Source organism: Streptomyces sp. TLI_171 (assembly GCF_003610255.1).
Classification (GTDB): Bacteria; Actinomycetota; Actinomycetes; order Streptomycetales; family Streptomycetaceae; genus Kitasatospora.
The window spans coordinates 5,016,730-5,042,051 of the sequence record NZ_RAPS01000001.1 but is presented as its reverse complement, the minus strand read 5'-3'; the positions used below and the strand labels follow the sequence as shown (position 1 = coordinate 5,042,051).

The 25,322-nt window shown below is 71.5% G+C and carries 21 protein-coding genes and 1 riboswitch; of the genes, 6 read left to right on the top strand and 15 right to left on the bottom strand.

Going from position 1 to position 25,322, the window contains the following annotated elements; translation table 11 throughout:
• The first annotated feature begins 83 nt into the window (after positions 1–83).
• A complete protein-coding gene (locus BX266_RS22950; RefSeq protein ID WP_099902669.1) occupies positions 84–905 on the top strand; it encodes an IclR family transcriptional regulator in 822 nt (273 codons plus the stop codon).
• On the opposite strand, the gene BX266_RS22945 is transcribed toward BX266_RS22950, so the two are convergent.
• The 10 genes from BX266_RS22945 to BX266_RS22900 all read right to left on the bottom strand — a co-directional run bounded on the left by BX266_RS22945 (position 841) and on the right by BX266_RS22900 (position 11,529).
• On the bottom strand, positions 841–1,500 hold the full coding sequence (locus BX266_RS22945) for a trimeric intracellular cation channel family protein (protein ID WP_180290576.1): 660 nt from the start codon (positions 1,498–1,500) through the stop codon (positions 841–843). The genes BX266_RS22950 and BX266_RS22945 overlap by 65 nt on opposite strands.
• Before the next feature lie 45 nt (positions 1,501–1,545).
• Positions 1,546–2,325 carry a hypothetical protein gene (locus BX266_RS22940; RefSeq protein WP_099902665.1) on the bottom strand — a complete coding sequence of 260 codons (780 nt, stop codon included), beginning with the start codon at positions 2,323–2,325 and terminating at the stop codon, positions 1,546–1,548.
• 121 nt (positions 2,326–2,446) lie between these two features.
• Entirely contained in the window at positions 2,447–3,343 is an 897-nt protein-coding gene (locus tag BX266_RS22935; RefSeq protein ID WP_099902663.1) for a DUF6891 domain-containing protein, read from the bottom strand.
• 42 nt (positions 3,344–3,385) lie between these two features.
• The gene (locus BX266_RS22930) at positions 3,386–4,426 is read right to left on the bottom strand and encodes an ABC transporter ATP-binding protein (protein WP_099902661.1); all 1,041 of its coding nucleotides are present in this window, start codon (positions 4,424–4,426) and stop codon (positions 3,386–3,388) included.
• Between the two features lie 28 nt (positions 4,427–4,454).
• On the bottom strand, positions 4,455–5,501 hold the full coding sequence (locus BX266_RS22925) for an ABC transporter ATP-binding protein (protein WP_099902659.1): 1,047 nt from the start codon (positions 5,499–5,501) through the stop codon (positions 4,455–4,457).
• Positions 5,498–6,508, bottom strand: a complete 1,011-nt coding sequence (locus BX266_RS22920; RefSeq protein WP_099902657.1) for an ABC transporter permease — start codon at positions 6,506–6,508, stop codon at positions 5,498–5,500. Before BX266_RS22920 ends, BX266_RS22925 begins: the two co-directional genes overlap by 4 nt.
• Positions 6,509–6,619: 111 nt before the next feature.
• Positions 6,620–8,380 (bottom strand): ABC transporter substrate-binding protein, encoded by a 1,761-nt coding sequence (locus BX266_RS22915; RefSeq protein ID WP_099902655.1) that lies wholly within the window; start codon positions 8,378–8,380, stop codon positions 6,620–6,622.
• A gap of 61 nt (positions 8,381–8,441) precedes the next feature.
• Entirely contained in the window at positions 8,442–9,425 is a 984-nt protein-coding gene (locus tag BX266_RS22910) for an ABC transporter permease (protein ID WP_099902653.1), read from the bottom strand.
• A 383-nt stretch (positions 9,426–9,808) separates the two neighbouring features.
• Entirely contained in the window at positions 9,809–10,633 is an 825-nt protein-coding gene (locus BX266_RS22905; protein ID WP_099902651.1) for an enhanced serine sensitivity protein SseB C-terminal domain-containing protein, read from the bottom strand.
• 128 nt (positions 10,634–10,761) lie between these two features.
• A complete protein-coding gene (locus BX266_RS22900) occupies positions 10,762–11,529 on the bottom strand; it encodes an enhanced serine sensitivity protein SseB (RefSeq protein ID WP_099902649.1) in 768 nt (255 codons plus the stop codon).
• A 138-nt stretch (positions 11,530–11,667) separates the two neighbouring features.
• A riboswitch (glycine riboswitch) is annotated at positions 11,668–11,772 on the top strand.
• Positions 11,773–11,921: 149 nt separating this feature from the next.
• Between BX266_RS22900 and gcvT the strand changes: the two genes are divergently transcribed.
• The 4 genes from gcvT to BX266_RS22880 all read left to right on the top strand — a co-directional run bounded on the left by gcvT (position 11,922) and on the right by BX266_RS22880 (position 16,316).
• Positions 11,922–13,040 (top strand): glycine cleavage system aminomethyltransferase GcvT, encoded by a 1,119-nt coding sequence (gcvT, locus tag BX266_RS22895; protein WP_099902647.1) that lies wholly within the window; start codon positions 11,922–11,924, stop codon positions 13,038–13,040.
• A 101-nt stretch (positions 13,041–13,141) separates the two neighbouring features.
• Complete coding sequence (gene gcvH / locus BX266_RS22890; RefSeq protein ID WP_030919412.1) at positions 13,142–13,516, top strand: glycine cleavage system protein GcvH; 375 nt, start codon at positions 13,142–13,144, stop codon at positions 13,514–13,516.
• Positions 13,517–13,531: 15 nt separating this feature from the next.
• Positions 13,532–14,800, top strand: coding sequence for a serine hydroxymethyltransferase (gene glyA / locus BX266_RS22885; protein ID WP_099902645.1), 1,269 nt, complete (start codon positions 13,532–13,534; stop codon positions 14,798–14,800).
• Positions 14,801–14,948: 148 nt separating this feature from the next.
• Entirely contained in the window at positions 14,949–16,316 is a 1,368-nt protein-coding gene (locus BX266_RS22880; protein WP_099902643.1) for an L-serine ammonia-lyase, read from the top strand.
• Positions 16,317–16,566: 250 nt separating this feature from the next.
• Here BX266_RS22880 and BX266_RS22875 read toward each other — a convergent pair whose 3' ends face one another.
• From BX266_RS22875 to BX266_RS22860, 4 genes are all read right to left on the bottom strand, one after another.
• On the bottom strand, positions 16,567–17,040 hold the full coding sequence (locus tag BX266_RS22875) for an ATP-binding protein (RefSeq protein ID WP_399170252.1): 474 nt from the start codon (positions 17,038–17,040) through the stop codon (positions 16,567–16,569).
• Between the two features lie 187 nt (positions 17,041–17,227).
• On the bottom strand, positions 17,228–18,427 hold the full coding sequence (locus BX266_RS22870; protein WP_259464808.1) for an Ig-like domain-containing protein: 1,200 nt from the start codon (positions 18,425–18,427) through the stop codon (positions 17,228–17,230).
• Positions 18,428–18,603: 176 nt separating this feature from the next.
• Complete coding sequence (locus tag BX266_RS22865; protein ID WP_259464807.1) at positions 18,604–19,866, bottom strand: Ig-like domain-containing protein; 1,263 nt, start codon at positions 19,864–19,866, stop codon at positions 18,604–18,606.
• 165 nt (positions 19,867–20,031) lie between these two features.
• A complete protein-coding gene (locus BX266_RS22860) occupies positions 20,032–21,237 on the bottom strand; it encodes an Ig-like domain-containing protein (protein ID WP_099902639.1) in 1,206 nt (401 codons plus the stop codon).
• A 212-nt stretch (positions 21,238–21,449) separates the two neighbouring features.
• Here BX266_RS22860 and glgX point away from each other — a divergent pair, with 212 nt between their 5' ends.
• Positions 21,450–23,648 carry a glycogen debranching protein GlgX gene (glgX, locus tag BX266_RS22855; protein ID WP_259464806.1) on the top strand — a complete coding sequence of 733 codons (2,199 nt, stop codon included), beginning with the start codon at positions 21,450–21,452 and terminating at the stop codon, positions 23,646–23,648.
• A 14-nt stretch (positions 23,649–23,662) separates the two neighbouring features.
• Here the strand turns inward: glgX and BX266_RS22850 are convergent, their stop codons facing one another.
• A complete protein-coding gene (locus BX266_RS22850) occupies positions 23,663–25,072 on the bottom strand; it encodes a family 2B encapsulin nanocompartment shell protein (RefSeq protein WP_099902634.1) in 1,410 nt (469 codons plus the stop codon).
• Between the last annotated feature and the right edge of the window lie 250 nt (positions 25,073–25,322).

Below are 25,322 nucleotides of genomic sequence, written 5' to 3'. Positions count from 1 at the left end.
CCGAAGAGTCACGATTTGGCCATTGCACCCTCTGCAACGCGCCGTTAGCCTTCCGGCCACGCTGCTGTGAGAGGGGAGGGGCCGTGTCCCAGACGGTCGACCGCGCGCTGACCATCCTGGCGTCGCTCGGCGAGGGCCCGGCGTCGCTGGAGCAGGCCGCCGCGAAGATCGGGGTGCACAAGTCCACCGCGCTGCGGCTGCTGCGCACCCTGCAGGAGCACGGGTTCGTCCACCGCCAGTCCGACCAGCGCTACCGCCTCGGCGGCCGGCTGTTCGCGCTCGCCCACCAGGCCCTGGAGGGCATCGACATCCGCCAGGTGGCCGCCCCGTACCTGGCGGTGCTGAACGAGCGCTACGGGCACACCGTCCACCTGTCGGTGCTGGAGGAGGACGAGGTGCTGTACCTCGACAAGGTCGAGGCCAAGTACCCGGACCACGGCCGCAGCTGGCTAGGCGAGGCCAGCCGGATCGGCAAGCGCGCCCCGGCGGTGGCCACCGCGGCGGGCAAGGTGCTGCTCGCCGACCTGCCTGCGGAGAAGCTGGCGGCGTTCCTCGCCGAGGTGGAGTTCCCGGCCCGCACCCCGCAGTCCATCCGCAGCCCGGAGGCGTTCCAGGTGGAGCTGGCCGAGGTGCGCCGCCGCGGCTGGGCGGTGGACCAGGCCGAGTACCAGGAGACGGTGAACTGCATCGCCGCCCCGATCGCCGGCACCGAGGGCACCGCCATCGCCGCCTGCTCGATCTCCGCCCCGGTCCGGGTCGCCTCGGTGACCGAGCTCAGCAAGCTGCTGCCGGAGTTGCTCTGCACCGTCGAGGCGATCTCGCTGGCGTACGGCGGGTCCCCTACTCCTCGCTGGTGCGAGAACCGTTGCGGTGCCAAGCACGAGGTGCGCGCCAGCCGTACCTGAGCGCCAGCATCCGCATCGCGAAGGCGGCGACGGCGGCCAGCGAGGCGTTCAGCGGGGTCAGCTGCCCGGCCGCGATCAGGATCGCCACGATCGCCGAGCCGACCAGCGCCGGGACGGCGTAGATCTCCCGGTCCCAGCGCAGCAGCGAGGGCGGCTCCATCGCCAGCATGTCGCGCACCACGCCGCCGCCGGCCGCGGTCAGCATGCCGCAGGCCACCGAGGGGACCGAGCCGAGCCCGTAGTCGTGCGCCTTGATGGTGCCGGTCACGCAGAACAGTCCGAGACCCGCCGCGTCCAGCACCATCACCGCGCGGGTGATCCGCTCCACCTGGGGGTGCAGGAAGAACACCACCACCCCGGCGACCAGCGGCGTGCTGAAGTACCCGAGGCTGGTGAACGCGGCCACCGGCAGCGCCCCGATCACCAGGTCCCGCAGCACGCCGCCGCCCAGCGCGGTGGCCTCGGCCAGCACGCAGATGCCGAAGATGTCCATGTTCTTGCGGACCGCCATCAGGCCGCCGGAGAGCGCGAACACGAAGATGCCCACCAGGTCGAGGATCTGCTGGACGTTGTGCGGGAAGATCTCGGAAGTCACCTGGTCAGTGTCCATGCCGGTCCCCGGTGGCCGGCCGCCGGGCGGTCAGGCGAACGACTCGTGCGGCACGGGCCCGCCCAGCGCGTTCAGCCGCTCGGGCATCTTCAGGGTCGTCATCCGCCGCCAGCCGCCGGCCCGTTCGTACGCGTACACGGCGTGGATGCCCGCCGCCAGCGCCGCCGACTTCGCCTTCGGCCAGCGCAGCAGCTCCCCCAGGTGGGCCATCACCGCGAGACTGACGTCCCGGTAGGTGCGGATCTCCGCGCGGGCGGTGGTCTGCAGGGTGTCCAGGATCGCCCGCCCGTGCCCGTGGTACGCCAGCCGCAGCAGCTCCTCGTGACAGAACGCCAGGTGGTTGTCCTCGTCGTTGGAGATCATCCGCACCGCGCGGCCCAGCTCCGGGTGGTCCCCGAAGATCTTCTTCAGCATCAGCATCTGCTCGGACGCCCGCTGTTCGGTCACCCGGCTGTGCGCCAGGTACGTGATCACGTCCTGCTCGGTCAGCGGCTCGTCGCGGCGCAGCCGGGAGTGCGCCAGCCCGATCCCCTGCCGCTCCAGGATCATCGTGTAGTCGGTGTCGTCCGGGACGTCCCGCTCGGCCAGCCCGCGCTTGTGCATCAGGGCCTTGAAGATCCGCCCGTGCTTGTCCTCGTCGGCCCCGTGCCGCGCCACCTTCGGCGCCAGCTCCTGATCGGGCACCAGCCGGGCGATCCGCCCGTTCTCCCAGCCGCCCTGGCCCTCCCCCTTCGCGGCGATCGAGCAGAACAACCGGAACGCCTGGTCGTCGTCGTGGATCTCCTGGAACAGACTGCGGGCCGACAGCATGGTGACCTACCCTCACACGGGAGCCGGGACGTTCCGCTCCAGTCAAGGCACCCGCGATCCACCGGGCAACAGCTCGCACCGGCCGCTGCGCCGGACGAAGGACAGCCTTGCCGCGCTCGGGCTAGCCGACCAGTCGCCGCCGCCAGTCCAGGTCGGTCACCCGGATCGCCTGACCGGGGTCGCCCGACCAACGGACCGTCAGTTCGACTGCCGTCAGCGCCTCGACCACCTCGCGGCCGACGGCCGCGGTGGTCTCCTCGGAGCCGTCGAAGCCGCCGAAGTACAGCGCCAGCGCGCCGCCGCCCGCCACCGCCTCGGTGCCCTGCCGGTGGAAGTAGACGAAACCCCGGGCGTTCTCGTTCTCCGCGCCGATCTCCGCGTGGCCGCAGCTGCGGCAGCAGGTGAAGTCCTCCCTGGCCGTGATGCCGGTGGACTCCAGTGCCGCGAACGCCCTGGTCAGCCGCTCCGGGTCGGTCTCGCCGACCCAGCTGCGCTGCTCGGCGACCCGCTCCAGCCACAGCCGGTCGACCAGTTGTTTCGCCTGTTCCTCCGTCACCGTCGGCCACGCGTCGCGGACCGCGCGGGCCGCCCCGGCCGGCGTGGGGTATCCGCCGACCAGCGACCGCCGGACGTCCTCGACCAGGATCCGCCGGTCCTCCTCGGGCAGCTCCAGCGGCGCGGGCTCCGGGTCCGGCCCGAAGTCGATCCGCTCCCAGCGGGCGCCGGCATGCCACTCCGCGTCCTGGCGGGCCCAGCCGGCCAGCAGCGCGGCGACCCGCTCCAGGTCGTCGACCCGGGTTCCGTAGTGCCGTGACTGCCGGCCGTCCCGGTACTCGACCGTCCAGGCCCCGCGCTCGGGGCAGGCCTGGGCGTAGGTGTCGGGCAGGTCGGGGACCCGCTGCAGCACCAGGAAGCAGCCCGGCCGGGCGCCCATGTCCCGCACCAGGTCGAGGAGTTCCTCCTCGGACGGCCGCACCGCGACCCGCCCGGACCTGTCCTGCACCGCGATCTGAAGCACGGGCGCCACTGTGTCACGCGGTGCGGACAGTCCGGCCTCGGCCTACTCGGCGGCGTTCTCCGGGAAGTGGCAGGCCACCTGGTGCCCCGTCTTCACCACCGCCAGCGGCGGTTCCTCGCTCGCGCACACCTCCTGCGCCTTCCAGCAGCGGGTGCGGAAGCGGCAGCCGGAGGGCGGGTTGAGCGGGGACGGCACGTCGCCGGTGAGCAGGATGCGCTCGCGCCCGCCCTGTTCCTTGCGTCGCGGGTCCGGCACCGGAACGGCCGACATCAGGGCGTTGGTGTAGGGGTGCATCGGCCGGGCGTAGAGCGCGTCGCGGTCGGCGATCTCCACCACCTTGCCGAGGTACATCACCGCGACCCGGTCGGAGACGTGCCGGACCACCGAGAGGTCGTGGGCGATGATCAGGTAGGTCAGGCCGAGTTCGTTCTGCAGGTCGTCCAGCAGGTTGACCACCTGCGCCTGGATGGAGACGTCGAGGGCGGAGACCGGCTCGTCGGCGACGATCATCTTGGGGCGGAGGGCGAGCGCCCGGGCGATGCCGATGCGCTGGCGCTGGCCGCCGGAGAACTCGTGCGGGTAGCGGTTGTAGTGCTCGGGGCTGAGGCCGCAGAGTTCCAGGAGTTCCTGGACCGCCTTCTTCACGCCGCCCTCGGTGGCGACCTTCTGCAGGCGGAAGGGCGCGCCGACGATGGTGCCGACGGTGTGCCGGGGGTTCAGCGAGGAGTACGGGTCCTGGAAGATCATCTGGATGTCCCGGCGGAGCGGGCGCATCGCCGCGGTGCCGAGGTGGGTGATGTCGACGCCCTCGAACTCGATCTTCCCCGCGGTGGGTTCGTCGAGGCGGGTGACCAGGCGGCCCATGGTGGACTTGCCGCAGCCGGACTCGCCGACCACGCCGAGGGTCTCGCCGGCCTTCACCTCGAAGTCGATGCCGTCGACCGCGCGGACCGCGCCGACCTGGCGCTTCAGCAGTCCTTTGGTGACGGGGAAGTGCCGGGTCAACCCGGTGACCCGGAGCAGGGGCTCGCGGTCGGGCGAGGCGGCCTGGGCCGGAACCGTCACAGTCTGACTGTCCGTCATCGCTGGTCTCCAAGTGGGTGGTACGTGCTCACAGCCGGGGCGCGATCTCTTCGGTGAAGATCCGGTGGCGTTCGGCGATCGGCAGGTGGCAGGCGGCGTGGTGCCGGGGTGCGGCCTCGGCGAGGACGGGCACCTCGGTGCCGGAGCGGCCGCCGGTGAGCTCGGCGTACGGGCAGCGCGGGTGGAAGGCGCAGCCGGACGGCACGTTGATGAGGCTGGGCGGGGTGCCCTTGACCGGGGTGAGCCGGTCCTGGAGCTCGCGGTCCAGGCGGGGCATCGACCCGAGCAGGCCCCAGGTGTAGGGGTGTTCGGGGGCTTCGAAGAGGGTGGCCGCGGGGCCGCGCTCGACCGGCTTGCCGCCGTACATGACCAGGATGTCGTCGGCGAGCTCGGCGACCACGCCGAGGTCGTGGGTGATGATGACGACCGCGGACCCGAACTCCTTCTGCAGGTCGCGGATCAGGTCGAGGATCTGCGCCTGGACGGTGACGTCGAGCGCGGTGGTCGGCTCGTCGGCGATCAGCAGCGAGGGGTCGTTGACCAGCGCCATGGCGATCATCGCGCGCTGGCGCATGCCGCCGGAGAACTCGTGCGGGTAGCTGTCGACCCGCTTGTCGGGCTGCGGGATGCCGACCCGGTCGAGCATCTCGACCGCGCGCTTGCGGGCGTCCCGCTTCTTGGCCTCCGGGTGGTGCACCCGGTACGCCTCGACGATCTGCTGCCCGACCGTGTAGTACGGGTGCATCGCGGTCAGCGGGTCCTGGAAGATCATCGCCATCTCGCGGCCGCGCAGCTGGCGCACCCGCTCGGGGCCGGCGGCGATCAGCTCCTCGCCGTTCAGCCAGATCTCGCCGGTGATCCGGGCCCGCTTGGAGCGGTGCAGGCCCATGATGCCCAGCGAGGTGACGGACTTTCCGGAGCCGGACTCGCCGACGATGCCCAGCGTCTTGCCGCGCTCGAGGTCGAAGCCGACCCCGTCCACCGACTTGACCAGGCCGTCGTCGGTGTCGAAGTGGATCCGCAGGTCGCGGACGGAGAGGAAGGCCCTGGAGGAAGGCTTCTCGGTCTCGATCATGACAGCCTCACGCGGGGGTCGACAGCGGCGTACAGGAGGTCAACCAGGAGGTTGCAGATGACGATGAAGAAGGCGGCGACCAGGGTGACGCCGAGGACCTTGGGGAGGTCGTTCTCGCCGATGGCCTGGACGGCGTAGGCGCCGATGCCCTTCAGTGAGAAGACCTGCTCGGTGATCAGCGCGCCGCCGAGCAGCAGGCCGAGGTCCATGCCGAAGATGGTGATGATCGGGGTCAGCGCGGCGCGCAGGCCGTGCCGGACCACGACCTTCCGCTCCACCAGGCCCTTGGCCCGGGCGGTGCGGATGTAGTCCTCGCTCATCGTCTCCAGCATGCCGGCGCGGGTGAGCCGGGCGTAGAGCGCGGAGTAGAGGAAGGCCAGCGAGATCCAGGCGAGCATCAGGTGCCCGGCCCAGGCGAACGGGTCGTCGGTGAAGTTGACGTACTCGATGTTCTCGAAGACCACCCACTTGTAGTGGAAGAGCCACTGCACCAGCAGGCCGGTGAAGAAGATCGGGGCGGAGACGCCGGCCAGGGCGATGCCCATCGAGGCGCGGTCGAAGATCGAGCGCGGCTTGAGCGCGGAGACGACACCGGTGGAGACGCCGGCGATCAGCCAGATGACGGCCGCGCCGATGGCGAGCGAGAAGGTGATCGGGATCCGCGAGGAGATCTCCGGCCACACCTCGACGTGGTTCTTGAACGAGTACCCGAAGCAGGGGACGTGGCAGCTGACCGGGTCCGGGCCGAACTGGTACTCGGCGCCGCTGACCAGGCCCTTCAGGAACCGCCAGTACTGGATGTAGAGCGGCTGGTCGAACCCGAGGTTCTGCTTGACCGCGGCGATCGCCTCGGCGCTCGGGTTCTTGCCGACGTACTGGGCGGCCAGCTGGTCGGTGGTCTCGCCGGCCAGGGCCGGCAGCACGAAGAAGATCGCGAAGGTGATCGCGCTGACCACCAGCAGCAGCAGGAGGGCCGCGGCGATCCGTCGGATGATGTAGGCGAGCATAGTTGGACGGCCGCGGCGACCCGCCTCCGCCCGGAATGTCCGGGGCGGAGGCGGGCGCCGCTGCCTTCACCTGCCTTCAGGGGTGTGGAGCCAGGGTCTGGAGCCAGGGAGTTACTTGGAGACGCCGATGTTCAGGTAGTCGTACTCACCCGAGAAGGCGGGGGTGGAGGCCAGGTTGGTGGCGCTCGCCGGGCGGTACAGGAAGACCTTGTAGTAGGTCAGCGGGACGATGACCGCGGCCTCCATGGTCTTCTTGTCGATGTCGGCGTAGATCTTCTCGCGGGCGGCGCGGTCCGGGTTGGTGATCGCGTCGTCGAGCAGCTTGTTGATCGCCGGGTCGTTCAGCTCGGAGAGGTTGGTGTTGCCGGACTTCTTGATGGCGTCACCGTCGACGACCTGCTGCAGGAAGCCGTAGCCGGTCGGCCAGTCGGCGCCCCACTGCATCATGATCAGGCCGACGTTGTGCTCCTTGTTGTACGCCGGGACACCGGCGAAGTCCGAGAAGTACTTGCCCTGCGGGAACTGCTGGATGTCGACGGTGATGCCGACCTTCTTCAGGGCCGCCTGGATCGCGGTGGCCGAGGCGACCTCGGTGGCGCGGTCCTGACGGGCCATGATGGTGGTGCTGAAGCCCTCGGGCTTGCCGCAGGCCTTCAGGGCGTCCTTGGCCTTGGCCTCGTCGCCCTTGCCGCCGGTGGTCTCGTACAGGTTGAAGTCCTGGTGGCCCGGGATGTCCGGGGGCAGCACCGTGGAGGCGATGTCACCGCGGATCGGGCCGCCGATCGCGGTCTGCACCGAGACCTTGTCGATCGCGTACTGGACGGCCTTGCGGCAGTCGATGTTGTCGAACGGCGCGACCTTGGTGTTGATCGCGGTGTAGACCAGGCGGCCGCCGTAGGCGTTGTCGGTCGCCGACTTCAGCTTCGGGTCCTGGAGGATCTTGGCCTGGGTCTGCGGGTCGACGCCCTTGCCGGCCAGGTCGACCTGGGCGTTGCCGGCCAGCAGGTCCTGGTCGATGGTCGCCTGCGCGATCTTCAGCTTGACCTGGATCTTGTCCGCGAGCTGCTTGCGGATCGGGTCGGACTTGGCGTCCCAGTTGGTGTTCGGGACGAGCACGACCTCCTTGCCGTCCTCGTAGCTCTGGAACTTGTAGCTGCCGGAGGACACGATGTGCTTCACGTAGTCCGCACCGGTGTCCTTGGCCTGCGGGACCGGAACGGTCTGCGGGGCGGAGACCAGGTAGTCGAAGTCCGCGAACGGCTGCTTCAGGTGGAAGACGATCGTGGTGTCGTCCGGGGTCTCGATCGACTTCAGGTCGCCGGTCTTGTCCTTGTACGGACCCTGGTACGGCTCGGGGTTGTCGACCAGCAGGTCGTGGAAGTAGGTCGGGCCGTTGGACAGCACGTCCGGCGCGAAGTTGGAGCGCTCGACCGCGTACTTGACGTCCTTGGAGGTGATCGCCGAACCGTCGTCGTACTTCAGACCCGCGCGCAGCTTGTAGGTCCAGGTCAGACCGTCGGCGCTGACCTTGCCCATCGACTCCGCCAGGTCGGGGACGAGCTTGTTGCCCTCCTCGCCGGCGGCCGGGTTGAAGGTGGTCAGCGGGCGGCCGTACAGGCGCGAGAAGTTGTACATGTACGCGTAGTACGTGTTGCCCGGGTCGAAGGAGTCCGGCACGTCGGAGTGCTCGTAGACAACCGTGCCGCCCTTCTTGTCCGAGACGTTCACGACGGCCTTGGTCGCGGCGTTGGCGCCGGCGGCCTTGTCGCCGGCGGCGTCGCCGCTGCCGCTCTTGCTGCTCGAGCAGCCGGTGAGCGCCAGCGCGGTGGCCGCGGCGAGCGCGGTCAGCGCGGTGATACGGGACCTGCGCATGGGAGAGATCAACCCCTTGACGGTAGGAACGCGGGTGTGGCGGTGGGATGCTGACCCGAGGTCAGTTGTTCTTGGGGTCGAGGGCGTCTCGCAGCCCGTCGCCCAGCAGGTTGAAGGCGAGCACGGTGACGAAGATCGCCAGACCGGGGACGAGCATGTACTGCGGGTCCACCTGGTAGTAGTCGATCGCGGTCGCGAGCATGCCGCCCCAGGAGGCCTGCGGAGGCTCGACGCCGACGCCGAGGAAGCTCAGGCCGGCCTCGAAGAGGATGTTGGTCGGGATCAGCAGGGTCGAATAGACCAGGATCGGGCCGACCAGGTTCGGCAGCAGTTCCTTGAACAGGATGAACGGCGTCCGGGCGCCCAGGCTGCGGGCCGCGAAGACGAACTCGCGCTCGCGCAGCGAGAGGGTCTGGCCGCGCACGATCCGGCCCATGTAGGGCCAGTTGAAGAAACCGATCACGAAGACCAGCACCGCGATGTGCAGCGCGGTCCCGTGCAGGCCGAAGGCGCCGTCCTTGAGCGAGGCCGAGATGGCGATCGCGAAGAGCAGCAGCGGGAAGGCCAGGAACATGTCCATCAGCCGGCTGATCACGGTGTCCACCCGGCCGCCGTAGTAGCCGGCCACGATGCCGAGCACGGTGCCGATCACGTTGGACAGCACGGTGGCGCCGAACGCGACCAGCAGCGACACCCAGGAGCCCTCGATGATGCGGGTCATGATGTCGCGTCCGTACTGGACGTCGATGCCGAGCGGGTGGTCCCAGCTCATGCCGCCGAAGTCACCGGCCGGGATGCCGCCGAGGTTGGCGTCCAGCAGGTCCTGGTGGAACTCGTTGGGATCGAGCCCGAACACGGCCTCGATCGGCTTGGCCAGCACCGCGAGCAGCACCAGCAGGATCACCACCACGCCGCCGGCGACGGCGATCTTGTCGCGCTTGAAGCGCGTCCAGGCGATCCGGCCGAGGGAGCGGCCCTCGATCTGCTTGGCCGGGGTGGCGGCCTCACCGGCGGCGGTGCCGACGGTCTCGGTGGGTGTGGTCATGAGTCAGTTCGTTCCCCTCGCCGACGGTGGCCGGCCTTGGGTGGTGGTGCCGGACACCTGTCAGCGGTGCAGAAGTTCGCGCGAGATAACCATCAGGCGGGTTGCGCAGCACTCTCTGTCATGGGGAGTGCCCGGCGGAAGACCGCAATCGGGAAGGATGCCTAACTGTGATCTGTCGGCATGCAAGATCACAGACCCCGCATATCGCTCTTCACATAGCTGTTACATGTCCGTCAAGAGGCAGCGTGACGACACCCCGCCAGTGGCGGGAAAACGCCAGGTGTTCCCGGGGATTCGCGCGTAGATCACCGGGTGACGAAAAACCCCCGCCGACCGCGGCTGCGGTCGAGGCGGGGGTTTCCGGACGGCCCGTCAGGGTATGGTCAACGGCCTTGGTAGCCGGGCCACGGGGCCTGCGGCCAGCCCTGGGCGGGCCCGGCGGGTGGTTGCGCTCCGTAACCAAAGCCGGTCGGGTAGGGCTGCGGGGCGCCCTGCCGGTCGAAGAACGGGCGGGCGTGGGCCCACAGCCACATCGCCACCGGGTCGAACTCGTCGGCCATCATCACGGTCGACACCGCCGGCCCCTCGGGGGCCTGCGCGGCGGCGCGCTGCACCAGCGCCCGGGCCGCCTCCACGGACGGCGGCGAGGTGTCGTACAGGTCCAACCCGACCGCCAGGTACGCCTCGCCGAGCACCGGCTGCACCCAGGCCCGCCGCAGCGAGCGCAACGGCCGCACCTCGGCCGCCTGTTGCTCCAGCACCGTGAAGAACTGCGGTGCCTGGCCGGTCGGTTCGGAGATCCGCAGCGGCCCGGCCGGCAGCAGGTCCAGGCCGACCGCGATCCGCCGCAGGTCCGCCCAGGGCACGCCGACCCCGCCGCCGGGGCGGTGCGGGTCCAGCCACAGGCCCCAGCGGGAGCGGTACAGCGAGGCGGCGATCTCCAGCCCGGAGACCACCTCGTGCCCGCGCGACCAGCCGGTGGCGGTGAGTTGGCCCGGCGAGGTCACGCAGGGCGCGTACCCGTGGCCGCCCACGTCCATGTTCCCGTACTGGGCGTCCGGGCTGCCGGGGCTGCCGTGCCAGAGCAGCATCCAGACCTGCCCGCCCGCGAGGGCGCGCAACAGGCCTTCGTACGCCTCCCAGCGCTCCGGTGCGACCGCTGCGAGGGCGCGCTCGATCGCGCCCGGGTCGCCGGATGCTCCCGTCACGTCGCCGCCCCTTCTCCTCCGCCGTCCACCGCGCTCCCGGTGTGCCGGGGCAACCCTATGGGGCGAGCCCGACAGCCGTCATACCGCCGTCCCCCGTGCGGCCCCGGGGGCGGAGCCGGGAGCGGGTCTCAGGGCCTCACGTAGAAGGGCTGTACCCGCCCGAGCAGCCAGTCCACCACCGGGTCGGCCACCAGGTCGAGCAGCACCAGGTGGACGCCCCAGGAGGGCGGTGCGGTTCCGAGCGCCCGGCCGAGCGCCAGGTTGACCTCGCCCGGCTCGGCCGGCCCGGCCGGGTCGAGCTGCACGCCCACGTACAGCAGGGTCGGTTCGCCCTCCACCCGGGCCAGCGCCCGACGGGCCGTCAGCACGCCCGGCAGCGCCGCGAGTTCACCGGTCGCGGCGGCCAGGAAGGCGAACGGCTCCTGGTGCGGCTCGGGCTCCTTGAGCACCACCCGGGCCCCCTCGGCGACGCCCTGCGCCTCCCACTGCTCGCCGCGCGGCCCGCGCCGCAGCTCGCCCACGCCCTCCGGCGGCACCGGGATGCCCACCGGCGCCTCGGGGTTGACCGCGATGCCGATGCCCAGCGGCAGTCCGCGGGCGAACTCCCACATCGGGGCGATCGCGAACGGGAAGCCCGGACAGTGCTGCAGGAACTGCTCCTGCGAGGAGTACACCGGGACGTACGGCGCGCCGGCCAGCTCCAGGGTCGGCAGGTCCAGCGCGCCGGACTGCGGGTCGGCGCCCGACGGCAGCGGGATCCACACCTGGCTGCGGGCCAGCACCTCCACCACCCGGGGCGTCGCCCCGGGGTCGCCGAGCGCCGCCGTCAGCACCCGTTCCAGCTCGTTGGCCGGCCAGGCCCCGCCCTCCGGAACCTGACCCAGCGGGAACCCCATCTCGCCCCTCCACATCCGCGGTTGCGATCAGGTTAGCGGCGCGCGCGGGTCCCCCGTCGCGCCCCGGGCCCGACCCCTCTCCCACGAGCGGCCCGCGGCATGCCATGATGGGCCCGCCCAAACTTCATACCGGCCGCTCGAACCCGCGCGGGAGAGCCGGAACGGCCTGTCACAGGCCGCGCCCGGCGCCGAAGGAGCAAGTCCTCCCCGGAATCTCTCAGGCACCCATACCGCCCGGGCGAGGCAGATCTGGAAAGTGGACACGGCCGCGCCGTGCGCCCACCCACGGTGCAAGCCGCCATCCTGTCAGGAGGCGGCGAAGCTCTCAGGTTCGACGACAGACGGGGAGATTCGCCCCAGCCTGCCCGTTTCCAGATCCCGGGAGTCCTGTCGTGTCCCTCCGCCTGACCGCGCTCGACGCGCTGCACCGCTCGCTCGGCGCCACCATGACCGACTTCGCGGGCTGGGACATGCCGCTGCGCTACGGCAGCGAGCGCGAGGAGCACCTCGCCGTCCGCACCCGGGCCGGCCTCTTCGACCTCTCGCACATGGGCGAGATCACCGTCTCGGGCCCGCAGGCCGGCGAACTCCTCGACCACGCGCTGGTCGGCTTCATCTCGGCGCTCGGCGTGCTGCGCGCCCGCTACACCATGATCTGCCGCGAGGACGGCGGCATCCTGGACGACCTGATCGTCTACCGCACCGCCGAGGACGAGTACCTGGTGGTCGCCAACGCCTCCAACGCCCAGGTGGTGCTGGACGCGCTGACCGAGCGCGCGGCCGGCTTCGACGCCGTGGTCCGCGACGACGGCGACGCCTACGCGCTGCTCGCCGTCCAGGGCCCCGAGGCCAACGGCATCCTGGCCAAGCTCACCGACGCCGACCTGCCCGGCCTGAAGTACTACGCCCTGCTGCCCGCCACCGTGGCCGGCCGCCAGGTCTGGCTGGCCCGCACCGGCTACACCGGCGAGGACGGCTTCGAGATCTTCTGCGCCCCCGCCGACGCCGAGCACCTGTGGACCGCGCTGACCGAGGCGGGCACCGCCGAGGGCCTGGTCCCGTGCGGCCTGTCCTGCCGCGACACGCTGCGCCTGGAGGCCGGCATGCCGCTGTACGGGCACGAGCTGTCCACCGAGCTGACCCCGTTCGACGCCGGCCTCGGCCGCGTGGTGCGCTTCGACAAGACCACCAACGACGGCGCCTTCGTCGGCCGCAAGGCGCTGGAGGAGGCCGCCGCGGCGGCCGAGACCAACCCGCCGCGCAAGCTGGTCGGCCTGGTCTCCGAGGGCAAGCGCGTCCCGCGCGCCGAGTACTCCGTGGTGGACGCCGAGGGCGCCGTGATCGGCCGGATCACCTCCGGTGCGCCGTCCCCCACCCTGGGCAAGCCGATCGCCATCGCCTACCTGGACGCCGCGCACGCCGCGCCCGGCACCGAGGTCGCGGTGGACGTGCGCGGCAAGGCCGAGCCGGTCCAGGTCGTCGCGCTGCCGTTCTACAAGCGCGCCCGCTGACCCCCCGTCAGCCCCCGCAGCCCTCCCAAGCAGTCGTTTCAGGTCCGTCCGCCCAGCGGACGGCCGCGCCCTCCCCTCCCGCGATCCTGGAGAATGACGTCATGAGCAACCCCACGCACCTGCAGTACACCAAGGAGCACGAGTGGCTGACCGCCGCCGTGGACGGGGTGTCGACGGTCGGCATCACCGCGCACGCGGCCGACGCCCTCGGCGACATCGTCTACGTCCAGCTCCCGGCGGTCGGTGACACCGTCACCGCGGGTGAGACCTGTGGCGAGCTTGAGTCCACCAAGTCGGTCAGCGACCTCTTCTCCCCCGCCACCGGCGAGGTGACCGAGGTCAACCAGGCGGTCATCGACGAGCCGGCCCTGGTCAACTCGGAGCCCTTCGAGGGCGGTTGGCTGTTCAAGGTCCGGGTCGAGGCCACCGACGAGCTGCTCGACGCCGACGGCTACACCGCCTTCACCGGCGCCTGACCGGGAGACCCCCTCATGACGGTTCTCAACCAGTCCCTCCACGCGCTCGACCCGGAGATCGCCGCCGCGGTCGACGCCGAGCTGCACCGCCAGCAGACCACCCTGGAAATGATCGCCTCCGAGAACTTCGCCCCGGTGGCGGTCATGGAGGCCCAGGGCTCGGTGCTCACCAACAAGTACGCCGAGGGCTACCCCGGCCGCCGCTACTACGGCGGCTGCGAGCACGTCGACGTGGTCGAGCAGATCGCCATCGACCGGATCAAGGAGCTGTTCGGCGCCGAGCACGCCAACGTGCAGCCGCACTCCGGCGCGCAGGCGAACGCCGCGGCGATGTTCGCGCTGATCCAGCCGGGCGACACCATCCTGGGCCTGAACCTGGCCCACGGCGGCCACCTGACCCACGGCATGAAGATCAACTTCTCCGGCAAGCTCTACAACGTGGTCGCCTACCACGTGGACGAGAAGACCGGCCAGGTCGACATGGCCGAGGTCGAGCGCCTCGCCAAGGAGCACCAGCCCAAGCTGATCATCGCCGGCTGGTCCGCCTACCCGCGCCAGCTGGACTTCGCCGAGTTCCGCCGCGTCGCGGACGAGGTCGGCGCCCTGCTGATGGTCGACATGGCGCACTTCGCCGGCCTGGTCGCCGCCGGACTGCACCCGTCCCCGGTGCCGTACGCGGACGTGGTCACCACCACCACGCACAAGACCCTGGGCGGCCCGCGCGGCGGTGTCATCCTCTCCAAGGCCGAGCACGCCAAGAAGATCAACTCCGCGGTCTTCCCCGGCCAGCAGGGCGGCCCGCTGGAGCACGTGATCGCCGCCAAGGCGGTCGCCTTCAAGGTCGCGGCGACCGAGGGCTTCAAGGAGCGCCAGCGCCGCACCCTGGAGGGCGCGAAGATCCTCGCCGAGCGCCTGCTGCAGGACGACGTGGCCGCCTCCGGCGTCTCCGTCCTCTCCGGCGGCACCGACGTGCACCTGGTGCTGGTCGACCTGCGCAACAGCGAGCTCAACGGCCAGGACGCCGAGGACCGCCTGCACGAGGTCGGCATCACGGTCAACCGCAACGCCGTCCCCAACGACCCGCGGCCGCCGATGGTCACCTCGGGCCTGCGGATCGGCACCCCGGCGCTGGCCACCCGCGGCTTCGGCGCCGAGGACTTCCGCGAGGTCGCCGACGTCATCGCCGAGGCGCTGCTGCCGGGCTTCGACGAGGCCAAGGCCGAGGCCCTCAAGGCCCGGGTGAGCGCGCTCGCCGCCAAGCACCCGCTCTACCCCGAGCTGTAACCCGTCCCACCGGCCGCCGACACCCGGCGGCCCGCGGACGAACCGGGGCACCGCGCACACTGGACAGTGCGCGCGGTGCCCCGTTCCGTGCCCAGCCCCCCGTCCACGAGACGGACCACTCCACGAGACCCGACAAGGACGTCACCCCGTGGCCATCAGCGTCTTCGACCTCTTCTCCGTCGGCATCGGGCCCTCCTCCTCGCACACCGTCGGCCCGATGCGGGCCGCCCGGATGTTCGCCCGCCGCCTCAACTCCGAAGGCCTGCTCGACCGGGTCGCCTCGGTGCGCGCCGAACTGTACGGCTCGCTCGGCGCCACCGGCCACGGCCACGGCACCCCGAAGGCCGTCCTGCTGGGCCTGGAGAACAACTCGCCCCGCACGGTCGACGTGGACCGCGCCGACAGCGACGTCGACCGGATCCGCGCCGACAAGCGGATCAACCTGCTCGGCCGGCACGAGATCCCCTTCGACCCGGACTCCGACCTGGTCCTGCACCGCCGCAAGGCCCTGCCGTACCACGCCAACGGCATGGCCCTGTGGGCCTACGACGCCTCCGGCGAGACCCTGCTGGAGAAGACCTACTACTCGGTCGGCGGCGGCTTCGTGGTCGACGAGGACGCCATCGGCGAGGCCCGGGTCAAGCCCGACGACACCGCCCTGCGCTACCCCTTCCGCACCGGCGAGGAACTGCTCCGGCTCACCCGGGAGACCGGCCTGTCGATCTCCGGCCTGATGCTGGAGAACGAGAAGGCCTGGCGCACCGAGGCCGAGATCCGGGCCGGCCTGCTGGAGATCTGGGCCGTGATGAAGGAGTGCGTCGCGGCCGGCATGGCCCGCGAGGGCATCCTCCCCGGCGGCCTGAAGGTCCGCCGCCGCGCCGCCAGCGCGGCCCGCGCGCTGCGCGCCGAGGGCATCGGCCCCGGCAACGCGATGGAGTGGGTCACCCTCTACGCGATGGCCGTCAACGAGGAGAACGCCTCCGGCCGGCGGGTCGTCACCGCCCCGACCAACGGCGCGGCCGGCATCATCCCCGCCGTCCTGCACTACTACCTGAACTTCATCCCCGGCGCGGACGAGGACGGCATCGTCCGCTTCCTGCTGGCCGCGGGCGCGATCGGCATGCTCTTCAAGGAGAACGCCTCCATCTCCGGCGCCGAGGTCGGCTGCCAGGGCGAGGTCGGCTCCGCCTGCTCGATGGCCGCCGGCGGCCTCGCCGAGGTCCTCGGCGGCACCCCGGAGCAGGTCGAGAACGCCGCCGAGATCGGCATCGAGCACAACCTCGGCCTCACCTGCGACCCGGTCGGCGGCCTGGTCCAGATCCCGTGCATCGAACGCAACGGGATGGCCTCCGTCAAGGCCGTCACCGCCGCCCGCATGGCCCTCCGCGGCGACGGCCGCCACCACGTCTCCCTCGACAAGGCCATCAAGACCATGAAGGAGACCGGCGCCGACATGAAGGTGAAGTACAAGGAGACCAGCCGCGGCGGCCTCGCCGTCAACGTCATCGAGTGCTGACCGGGGCGCCCCCGGAAAACGGAGCGGGGCCCCTGGTCGCGGTGTCGCGGTTCGGGGCCCCTGCGCGTCACCCGGCGGCCAAGGGGGTGCGTGCCGCTGGGTGGAAGTGGTCGGGCTGTGCTGCCCGACGGGCATGACTATTCCATGCTTTGAACGCCGAACAAAATTGAAAGCAAGGCGTGTGGTTCAGTTCACCTTCACTTGCCAGGCCGTTCGCGGATCGTCTCGCAAAGTGGGACGGGGGCGGGACTCAGGCGGCGGAGCCGACACGCTCGCGGATCTTCATCTCGAACCAGACGCCCTTGCCGCGCGGCAGCAGGTCCGCGCCCCAGCGGTCGGCCAGCGAGTCGACCAGCTTGAGGCCGTGGCCGTTCTGGTAGCCGACCTCGGGGGCGAGGATCAGGCAGGGCAGCGCCCTGGAGGAGTCGCGGACCTCGATCCGCAGCCATCCCGGCCGCCGCACCACCTTCAGCCCGATCATCCGACCGCCGGCATGCCGGACGGCGTTGGCGACCAGTTCACCGGTGAGCAACTCCCCCGCCTCCAGCAGTTGGTGGAGTTTCCAGGTCTGTAAGACCGAGAGCACCAGCCGCCGGGCCACTCCGGCCGACTCCGGGCGGGAGGGCAGCCGCACCTCCTCGCCGGCGTCGGGATCGCTGAGCACGCCGAAGAAGGTGTGCTCCATCTCCTCCGCGGTCAGCCGTTCCAGATCGGCGAGCACCACGCGCGCGGCGGCCCCTGACGGACCGTCACCACGGGTGCCGGCCACTGGAAGTGATGCCCGGTCTGCTTCGCCCCATCCCGCCATGCGCCCCATCATTGCGGAACGCGAGCGGGTGCGTACGGACAATGAGCAAACGATCACTATTCAGTTGGCATATGCCGTCAGCAACCGAACGGGTGCCCGAGGTTCACCACTGCGCCCACGGGGTGTTCCAGCCGCCCAGGCCGTTGGCCGCGTCGACCACCCGGCCCTTGGAGTTGACCACCTTGAACACGTCTCCGACCAGGCTGGACTCGTAGAGCTTGCCCGCCGGGGTGCTGGAACTGCCGGACTTGGTGTCGGTGACGCCGATGCACCCGTGGCTGCCGTTGGAGCGTCCGATCACGCCCGCGCTCCACGAGTTGCCGTGCACGTAGGTGCCGGAGTCCGTCAACCTCATGGCGTGCGGAACCACCAGGTCGTACTCGTCGCCGGAGCCCTCCTTGGTGACGCCGGCCGAGGTCATCCGGGTGGTGCCCTCCATCGCCTCGACCACCATGACGCCGCTCCAGGTGTCGTAGCCTGGCTTGCCCGCGGTGAACTCGACGGTGTCGACCTGCTGACCGTCCCGGACCACCGCCATCCGGTGGGTGTTCACGTCGACGGTGGAGACCTGCGAGCGGCCGATGGTGAACGGCTCGTCCTTGTCGACGCCGCCGTACACGCCCGGCGAGGTCTCCACGTTCTTCAGCTTGTAGTGGATGGTGACCTTGGTGTTGGCGTTCCAGTAGTTCTCCGGGCGGAAGTCGACCCGCTTGTCGTCGAACCAGTGGCCCTTGACCTGGGTGCCGTCCGAGGTCTCGAAGGTGATGCCGGCCAGCACCGCGTCCTTGTTCTTCACGGACCGGTCGAACCGCACCGAGACGATCATGCCGACGCCGTAGGTGCCGTTGTCGGCGATGTTGTCGCTGGTGCCGGCGTCCTTGTCGGGCGTGAGGGTGGTGAAGGAGGAGCGCGCGTTGGCGACCACGCCCTGGGAGTCCTCGGCCAGCGCGTCCACCGTGTAGGCAGTGCCGACCAGCAGGTTGCCGCTGGGCGCCCAGCCGGTGCCGTCGGCGGTGAGCGAGCCGGGCACCGCGACGCCGTCCGGGCCGGTGACCTTGACGGACGTGAGCTTGCCGCCGTTCGCCGACACCTTGACCGCGCCGGCCGGCTTGACCTCGGTCGCCCCGTTGGCCGGCTCGATGGCGATGGTGGCGGCCGACACCGTCGGCTTGGCCGGACTGGCGCTGGCGCTGCCCGCGCCGCCGGCCGGGCTGTCGGCCTTCGCCGTCCCGGCGCTGCACCCCGCCGTGGCCATCAGCACCAGGGCGCCCGCGAGCGCTCCCACCGCGAATCCCCCGCGCATAGCCTTCACGTTTCCGCTCTCCCCACGCACCCGCCTGTCGGCTGACAGGTCTTTCGGTTGATATGACGGGTCGACCGGGCGAAACGTTGCGGGTCGAGTGTCCCGGTCCGGTCACGAACCGACGACGGCCCGGCGGTCACGGGGACCGCCGGGCCGTCGCATGGTTCGCGCGGGACCTACCACTGGCTCCACGGGAGGGTCCAGCCGCTCAGGCCGTTGTCGGCGCCGACCGTCTTGCCCTTGGAGTTCTGGATCTTCACCACGTCGCCGAAGATCGACGAGTTGTAGAACTTGCCGGCGTCGGTGCTGTCGCTGCCGCCCTTGGCGTCGGCCAGGCCGACGCAGCCGTGGCTGGCGTTCGACCTGCCGAACGCGCTGCTCCAGTAGTTGCCGTGCACGTAGGTGCCGGTGTCGGTGAGGCGCATCGCGTGCGGCACGTCCGGGACGTCGTACTCGTCGCCCTTGATGTTGGACACGGTCGCCGAGTTCATCCGGGTGACCTTGTCCTTGCCGTAGATCACCATGGTGCCGTTCCACGACGGGTTCTCGTCGTTGCCCGCGGTGATCGGGATGACGTAGCTGGTGCCGTCGCCCTTGGTGACCGTCATCTTGTGGGTCGACGCGTCGACCGTGGAGACCTGGTAGCGGCCGACGGTGAACGGCTCGTCCTTGTCGACGTCGCCGTACACGCCCGGCGCCACCTCGACGTTCTTCAGCCGGTACTTGATCGTCACCTTGGTGCCGGGCTTCCAGTACTTCTCCGGCCGGAAGTCGAGCCGCTGGCTGCCGAACCAGTGGCCGCGGGCCTCGGTGCCGTCCGAGCCGACCACGCTGATGCCGGCCACCACGGCGTCCTTGTTCTTGACCGCCTTGCCGAACCGCACCGAGACGATCATGCCGACGCCGTAGGTGCCGTTGTCGGCGATGTTGTCCGTGACGCCCGCGGTCTTCGCCGGGGTCAGCGTGGTGAAGGTGGTGGTCGAGGCGGCCACCAGGCCCGCCGCGTCCACCGCCTGCGCGTTGACCGTGTACGTGGTGCCCACGGTCAGCTGGCCGGTCGGCTTCCAGCTCAGCTTGTCCGCGGAGATCTCGCCGGGCACCGCCTTGCCGTTCTTGTCCGTCACCTCGACGGTGGTCAGCGTCCCGCTGGCCACTGCGATCTGCACGCCGTCCTTGGGCGCCACGTCGGTGGCCCCGTTCGCCGGGGTGACCGTCAGCTGGGCGGTCGACACCTTCGGGGTCGAATCGGCCGAGCTGGACGCGCTGCTGCCGCCGCCCTTGGCCTCGTTCGAACCGCCGCCACCGCCGCCGCCGTTGTCGTTGCAGGCCGTGCCGAGCATCAGCACGCCACCCACCAGCAGGGCGGTCGCCGCACGGCGCGTCCTGCGCCCGCGTCCGTCCGCCGATATGGCCGACCCGGCCTTCTGAACCGCCTTCACTGCGCTGCTCCCCTCCCGGTATTCACAGCGAATACACGTGTGACGCCCGGGATCGGTTGCACCGGGTCGGATGCGATCTGCGGGTCCCGGCCGAGGCCGGTCGCGCGCGGGGGCAAGGATAACCGGCGAAGCTGAGTGAATCTTCGGGGGGAGCCGGGTGCCCGTTCAGTGAACCGGCAGCGCGCTGCCGCGCAGCCACTGGGCCCAGTTCAGGTTCCAGTCGCCGAGGCCGTTGTCGGGGGCCACCCGGTCGCCCTGCGAGCCCCGCACCTCGACCACGTCGCCGACCGTGACGTGCCGGTACAGCCAGCCCGCCGGGGAGTCCGCCGAGCCGCCCTTGGCGTCGGCCAGGCCGATGCAGCCGTGGCTGGTGTTGGCCTCGCCGAACACCTCGGGGTCGGACCAGTAGTTGCCGTGCACGAAGGTGCCGGAGGCGGTCAGCCGCAGCGCGTGCGGGACGTCCTTGATGTCGTACTCGTCGCCGAGTCCGACCGTCTGCGAGTTCATCCTGGTCACCTCGAAGCGCTCGGAGACCACCATCGCGCCGAGGTAGCTGGCGTGCTCGGGGCTGCCGCCGCTGATCTCCAGGACGCGCAGCACCCGCCCGTCCTGACGGACCGTCATGGTGTGCGCGTCCAGGTCGACGGCGGCGACCAGCGAGCGGCCGATCGTGAAGTGCACGTCCTTGTCCTGGACGCCGAGCCGGCCGGGGGCGGCCGCCACGCCCTTGAGCCGCAGCGCCACGGTGACCCGGGTGCCGACCGCCCAGTAGGCGCGCGGGCGGAAGTCCAGCCGCCGGTCGCCGAACCAGTGCGCGCCGACCTCGACCGGCGGGTCCGCGGTGACCTCGACCGCCCGCTCCACGGCGGCCCGGTCCGCGACCGGGCCGGAGAAGCGCAGCGAGACCGGCATGCCGACGCCGACGGTGGAGCCGTCCTCGGGGGTGAAGAAGGCGACGAAGGCGTGCTCCGGGGCGGCGGTGGCGAACCCGGCGTGCTGGACGGCACGCAGGCCCGCGGGGTCCTCGGCGACGGCGTCCAGGGTGTACGCGGTCGCGGCGGCGAGCGTGCCGTCCGGGGCCCAGCCCGCGCCGTCGGCGGTGAGCGTGCCCGGCACCTCGGCGCCCCGGTCGTCGGCCAGCCGGACGGACAGCAGGCGCCCCTGGGCCACCGTCACCCGGACCGCGCCCTCCACCGGGACGGCCTGCGCGCCGTCGGCGGGGGCGAGCTCCAACCGGGCGCGGGAGACCGGCGGCGCCGGGGCCGTCGCGGCGTCGCCGCCCGACGGCCGGCCGGCGCCGGAGCAGCCGGCCAGCAGCACCAGGGAGAGAGCCGCCGCCCGCCGTGCCCAGAGCCCTGCCACGGCGCGCATGCCGTCCTCCGGATTCGTCCGATACCGCCCGATGTCCGGCACAACGACGGATTCCGCCCCCGGACACGACCGAATGGTTTCCGCACCCGGTTCCGCTGGGCACATGATCGATCACGGTGCGTCACACCGCTCGACCCGGGGTGACGAGCACCGTCGCACAGGGAACAACCGGAAGAACGGGGACGGGCCCCCGGATGGCTGGGAGGGTCGCCATGACGGCGTGGCAGGAGCTGGGAACGGGCACGCCCCCGGGGGCGCGGACCGCCGCCGGATCGAACGGCTCGGCGCCCAGGGTCGCCCCCGCGCCGCCCTGGCCGGGCAACTGGCAGCCGCTGGGGGCGAGGTTCCGCCCCGACGCGGAGGGCGGTCGGGGCACCAACTTCGCTCTCTGGGCGCCGAACGCGGAGGCCGTCGACCTCTGTCTGTTCGACGAGCAGGGCCGGGAGACCAGGCACCGGCTGGCCGAGCAGACCTACCAGACCTGGCACGGCTACCTGCCGGGCGTGCTGCCCGGCACCCGCTACGGCTTCCGGGTGCACGGCCGGTGGGACCCGTGGACGGGCGTCCGGCACAATCCGGCCAAACTGCTCCTCGACCCGTACGCGCGGGCCGTCGACGGCGCCTACACGGCCCACGACGCGACCTGCTCGGCGGTCCGCAACTGGCCGGAGCGGGACGTCGCCGACACCGTCCGGGACGACCGGGACTCGGCGCCGTACGTGCCCAAGGCGGTGGTGGTGCACGACGCCGACGACTGGTACGACGACCACCGGCCGAAGACGCCCTGGGCCGAGACGGTGCTGTACGAGCTGCACGTGCGCGGCTTCACCATGCGCCACCCCGACATCCCGCCGGAGCTGCGCGGCACCTACGCGGGGCTGGCGCACCCGGCGGCGATCGCCCACCTGGTCCGGCTCGGGGTGACGGCGGTCGAACTGCTGCCGGTGCAGCACCACGTCAGCGAGGACCACCTGCAGGCGCGCGGCCTGGTCAACTACTGGGGCTACAACACGCTCGGCTACTTCGCCCCGCACGCGGGCTACGCGGCCACCGGCAGCCGCGGCCAGCAGGTCGGCGAGTTCAAGCGGATGGTGCGGGCGCTGCACGCGGCCGGCATCGAGGTGATCCTCGACGTGGTGTACAACCACACCGCCGAGTCGGGGGTGATGGGCCCGACGCTGTCCTTCCGCGGCATCGACAACCCCGGCTACTACCGGCCGGACCGCTCCCGCCGCGGCTACGCCGACTACACCGGCTGCGGCAACACCCTGGACACCCGCCGCCCGCAGGTGATCCGGCTGATCACCGACTCGCTGCGGTACTGGGTCGCCGAGATGGGCGTCGACGGCTTCCGATTCGACCTGGCGGCGGCGCTCGCCCGCGGCGGCGACGGCGTGGAGATGGAGCACCCGTTCCTCGCCGCGGTCTCCCAGGACCCGCTGCTCAGCCGGGTGAAGCTGATCGCCGAGCCGTGGGACGTCGGCCCGGGCGGCTACCAGCTCGGCGGCTTCCCGCCGCTGTGGGGCGAGTGGAACGACCGCTACCGGGACACCGTCCGGGACTTCTGGCGCGGCGCCCGGCCGGACGTCCGGGAGCTGGCCACCCGGATCGCCGGCTCCTCCGACCTGTACCAGCGCGGCGGCAGACGCCCCTACGCCTCCGTCAACTTCATCACCGCGCACGACGGTTTCACCCTGCGCGACCTGGTGTCCTACGACCGCAAGCACAACCTGGCCAACGGCGAGGACAACCGGGACGGCACCGACGACAACCGGTCCTGGAACCACGGCGCGGAGGGCGAGACCGAGGACCCGGCGATCCGCTCGCTGCGGGTGCGCCAGCTGCGCAACCTGCTGACCACGCTGCTGCTCTCCAGCGGGGTGCCGATGCTCACCGCGGGCGACGAGCTGGGCCGTACCCAGGGCGGCAACAACAACGCCTACTGCCAGGACAACGAGGCCGGCTGGCTGGACTGGTCGCTGCTGGACGACCCCGACTGGCGCTCGCTGACCGAGCTCACCGCCCGGCTGATCCACCTGCGCCGGGCCCACCCGGTGCTGCGCCAGCGGGCGTTCTTCTCCGGCCGCACGGCCGGACCCGACGGCCAGCGCGACCTGACCTGGCTCACCCCGGCCGGGCGGGAGATGACCGACGCGGACTGGTTCTCGCCCACCCGGGCGCTGGCGATGCGGCTGTCCGGCACCGCGCTGTCGGAGCGCGACCCGTACGGCCGGGAGGTGCGCGACGCGAGCTTCCTGCTGCTGCTGAACGCCTCCGCCGAGCCGCGCCGCTTCACCCTGCCCGCCCCGCACAGCCCGCTGCTGGACACCGCGACGGCCGACCCGCCGCCCGCCGCCCCGGTGGCGGAGGTGCTGCTGGTCGGCCGCTCGGCGATGCTGCTGACGGAGTGACGGGTGACGGCCGGTCAGGACCGCGGGTGGTCGACCTCGACGTTCTCCAGCACGCCCAGGGCGTCGGGGACCAGGATCGCGGCCGAGTAGTAGGCCGAGACCAGGTAGTTGACCACGGCCTTGTCGTCGATGCCCATGAAGCGGACGTTCAGGCCGGGCTCCACCTCGTCGGGGATGCCGACCTGGGTGAGGCCGACCACGCCCTGGTTCTCCTCGCCGGTGCGCATCGCGATGATCGAGGTGGAGCCGCCGCGGACCGGGATCTTGCCACAGGGCAGGATCGGCACCCCGCGCCAGGCCGGGACCCGGTGCCCGCCGAAGTCGGCGGTGGAGAAGTACACCCCGCGCCGGTTGGCCTCCCGGCCGAACGCGGCGATCGCCTTCGGGTGGGCGAACAGGTAGTCGGTGTCGCGGCGCATCGCCAGCAACTCGTCCAGGTCGTCCGGGGTCGGCGCGCCCGCGTGGGTGTGGATCCGCTGGTCGACGGCGCAGTTGGCGAGCAGCCCGAACTCCGGGTTGTTGACGATCTCGTGCTCCTGGCGCTCGCGCAGCGCCTCGACGGTGAGCCCCAACTGCTGCTGGGTCTGGTCCATCGGCTTGCTGTACAGGTCGGCGACCCGGCTGTGCACCCGCAGCACCGTCTGGGCGACGCTCAGCTCGTACTCGCGGGGCGTCAGCTCGTAGTCGACGAAGGCGGTGGGCAGGTCGAACTCGCCCCGGTGGCCGGCCGACATGCCGATCTCGGCCTCGCCGTGCTCGTTCTGCGCGGCGGCGTGCCCGGCGAGGTGCGCGGCCAGCCGGGCCTGCAGCGCCGGGGAGCGGTCCAGCAGCTCCCGGAAGGCGGCCCGGGGCAGCGCCAGCGCGGTGCCGGCGGTGGCGGCCTTCACGCTGTAGGGCCAGCGCCCGTCGGCACTGGCGAGCGCCTGCTCGCCGAGGTGGTCGCCGTCGGCGTGCACGGCCAGGACGGTGGCGTCCCCGTACTTGCCGGTCCCGATCCGCTCGACCTTGCCGTGCGCGACCAGCAGCAGCCCTTCGAGCGGCGCGCCCTCCTGGGCGAGCAGGTCGCCGGCCGCGAAGGGGCGCGGCACGAAGCGCTCGGCGAGCTGTTCGAGCACCGCCTCGTCGGTGAGGCCGCGCAGCGCCGGGAGTTCGCGCAGGGTGGGGGCGACCACCCGGACCTCGGAGCCGGCCAGGTCGAAGGCGACCCGGCCGCGGCCGACCGCGTGGGAGAGCCGCCGGTTGACCCGGTAGGTGCCGCCGGAGACGTGCACCCAGGGCAGTTTGCGCAGCAGCCAGCGGGAGCTGATCTCCTGCATCTGGGGCTTGGACTTGGTCGTGGTGGCGAGGTTGCGCGCCGCCGCGGTGCTCAGGCTCTGCTGCGGCGGGGACTGCACTTCGGGAACGGGCTCGGTCTCGACCGACATTCGGGTCTCCTGCTGCTCCGGTGATCCACCGCGATCACTCCCCGGAGATCAGACACCGCCGCCACGGGGGGCCTGCAAGGCCGGGCACGGCGCGCGGCTTTCGGAGGTTTACGCAACCGCGCGCCCTCCGGTCCTCCGTACACGCCCCGGTGCCGGCGGGCGCGGCGCAGGGCCGGGTGGCGTGCTGCGCCGTTCGGGTGAGCGGGTGCGCCCCCTCCGGCCTGGCCGGATCTCGCCGACAGGGGCAAAA

Excerpts from the sequence above, each read along its gene's own strand:
- BX266_RS22940 (WP_099902665.1), bottom strand. The coding sequence starts at position 2,325 with ATGCTGTCGGCCCGCAGTCTGTTCCAGGAGATCCACGACGACGACCAG.
- BX266_RS22930 (WP_099902661.1), bottom strand. The coding sequence starts at position 4,426 with ATGACGGACAGTCAGACTGTGACGGTTCCGGCCCAGGCCGCCTCGCCC.
- BX266_RS22925 (WP_099902659.1), bottom strand. The coding sequence starts at position 5,501 with ATGATCGAGACCGAGAAGCCTTCCTCCAGGGCCTTCCTCTCCGTCCGC.
- BX266_RS22920 (WP_099902657.1), bottom strand. The coding sequence starts at position 6,508 with ATGCTCGCCTACATCATCCGACGGATCGCCGCGGCCCTCCTGCTGCTG.
- BX266_RS22915 (WP_099902655.1), bottom strand. The coding sequence starts at position 8,380 with ATGCGCAGGTCCCGTATCACCGCGCTGACCGCGCTCGCCGCGGCCACC.
- BX266_RS22910 (WP_099902653.1), bottom strand. The coding sequence starts at position 9,425 with ATGACCACACCCACCGAGACCGTCGGCACCGCCGCCGGTGAGGCCGCC.
- BX266_RS22900 (WP_099902649.1), bottom strand. The coding sequence starts at position 11,529 with ATGGGGTTCCCGCTGGGTCAGGTTCCGGAGGGCGGGGCCTGGCCGGCC.
- gcvH (WP_030919412.1), top strand. The coding sequence starts at position 13,142 with ATGAGCAACCCCACGCACCTGCAGTACACCAAGGAGCACGAGTGGCTG.
- glyA (WP_099902645.1), top strand. The coding sequence starts at position 13,532 with ATGACGGTTCTCAACCAGTCCCTCCACGCGCTCGACCCGGAGATCGCC.
- BX266_RS22870 (WP_259464808.1), bottom strand. The coding sequence starts at position 18,427 with ATGCGCGGGGGATTCGCGGTGGGAGCGCTCGCGGGCGCCCTGGTGCTG.
- BX266_RS22860 (WP_099902639.1), bottom strand. The coding sequence starts at position 21,237 with ATGCGCGCCGTGGCAGGGCTCTGGGCACGGCGGGCGGCGGCTCTCTCC.
- glgX (WP_259464806.1), top strand. The coding sequence starts at position 21,450 with ATGACGGCGTGGCAGGAGCTGGGAACGGGCACGCCCCCGGGGGCGCGG.
- BX266_RS22850 (WP_099902634.1), bottom strand. The coding sequence starts at position 25,072 with ATGTCGGTCGAGACCGAGCCCGTTCCCGAAGTGCAGTCCCCGCCGCAG.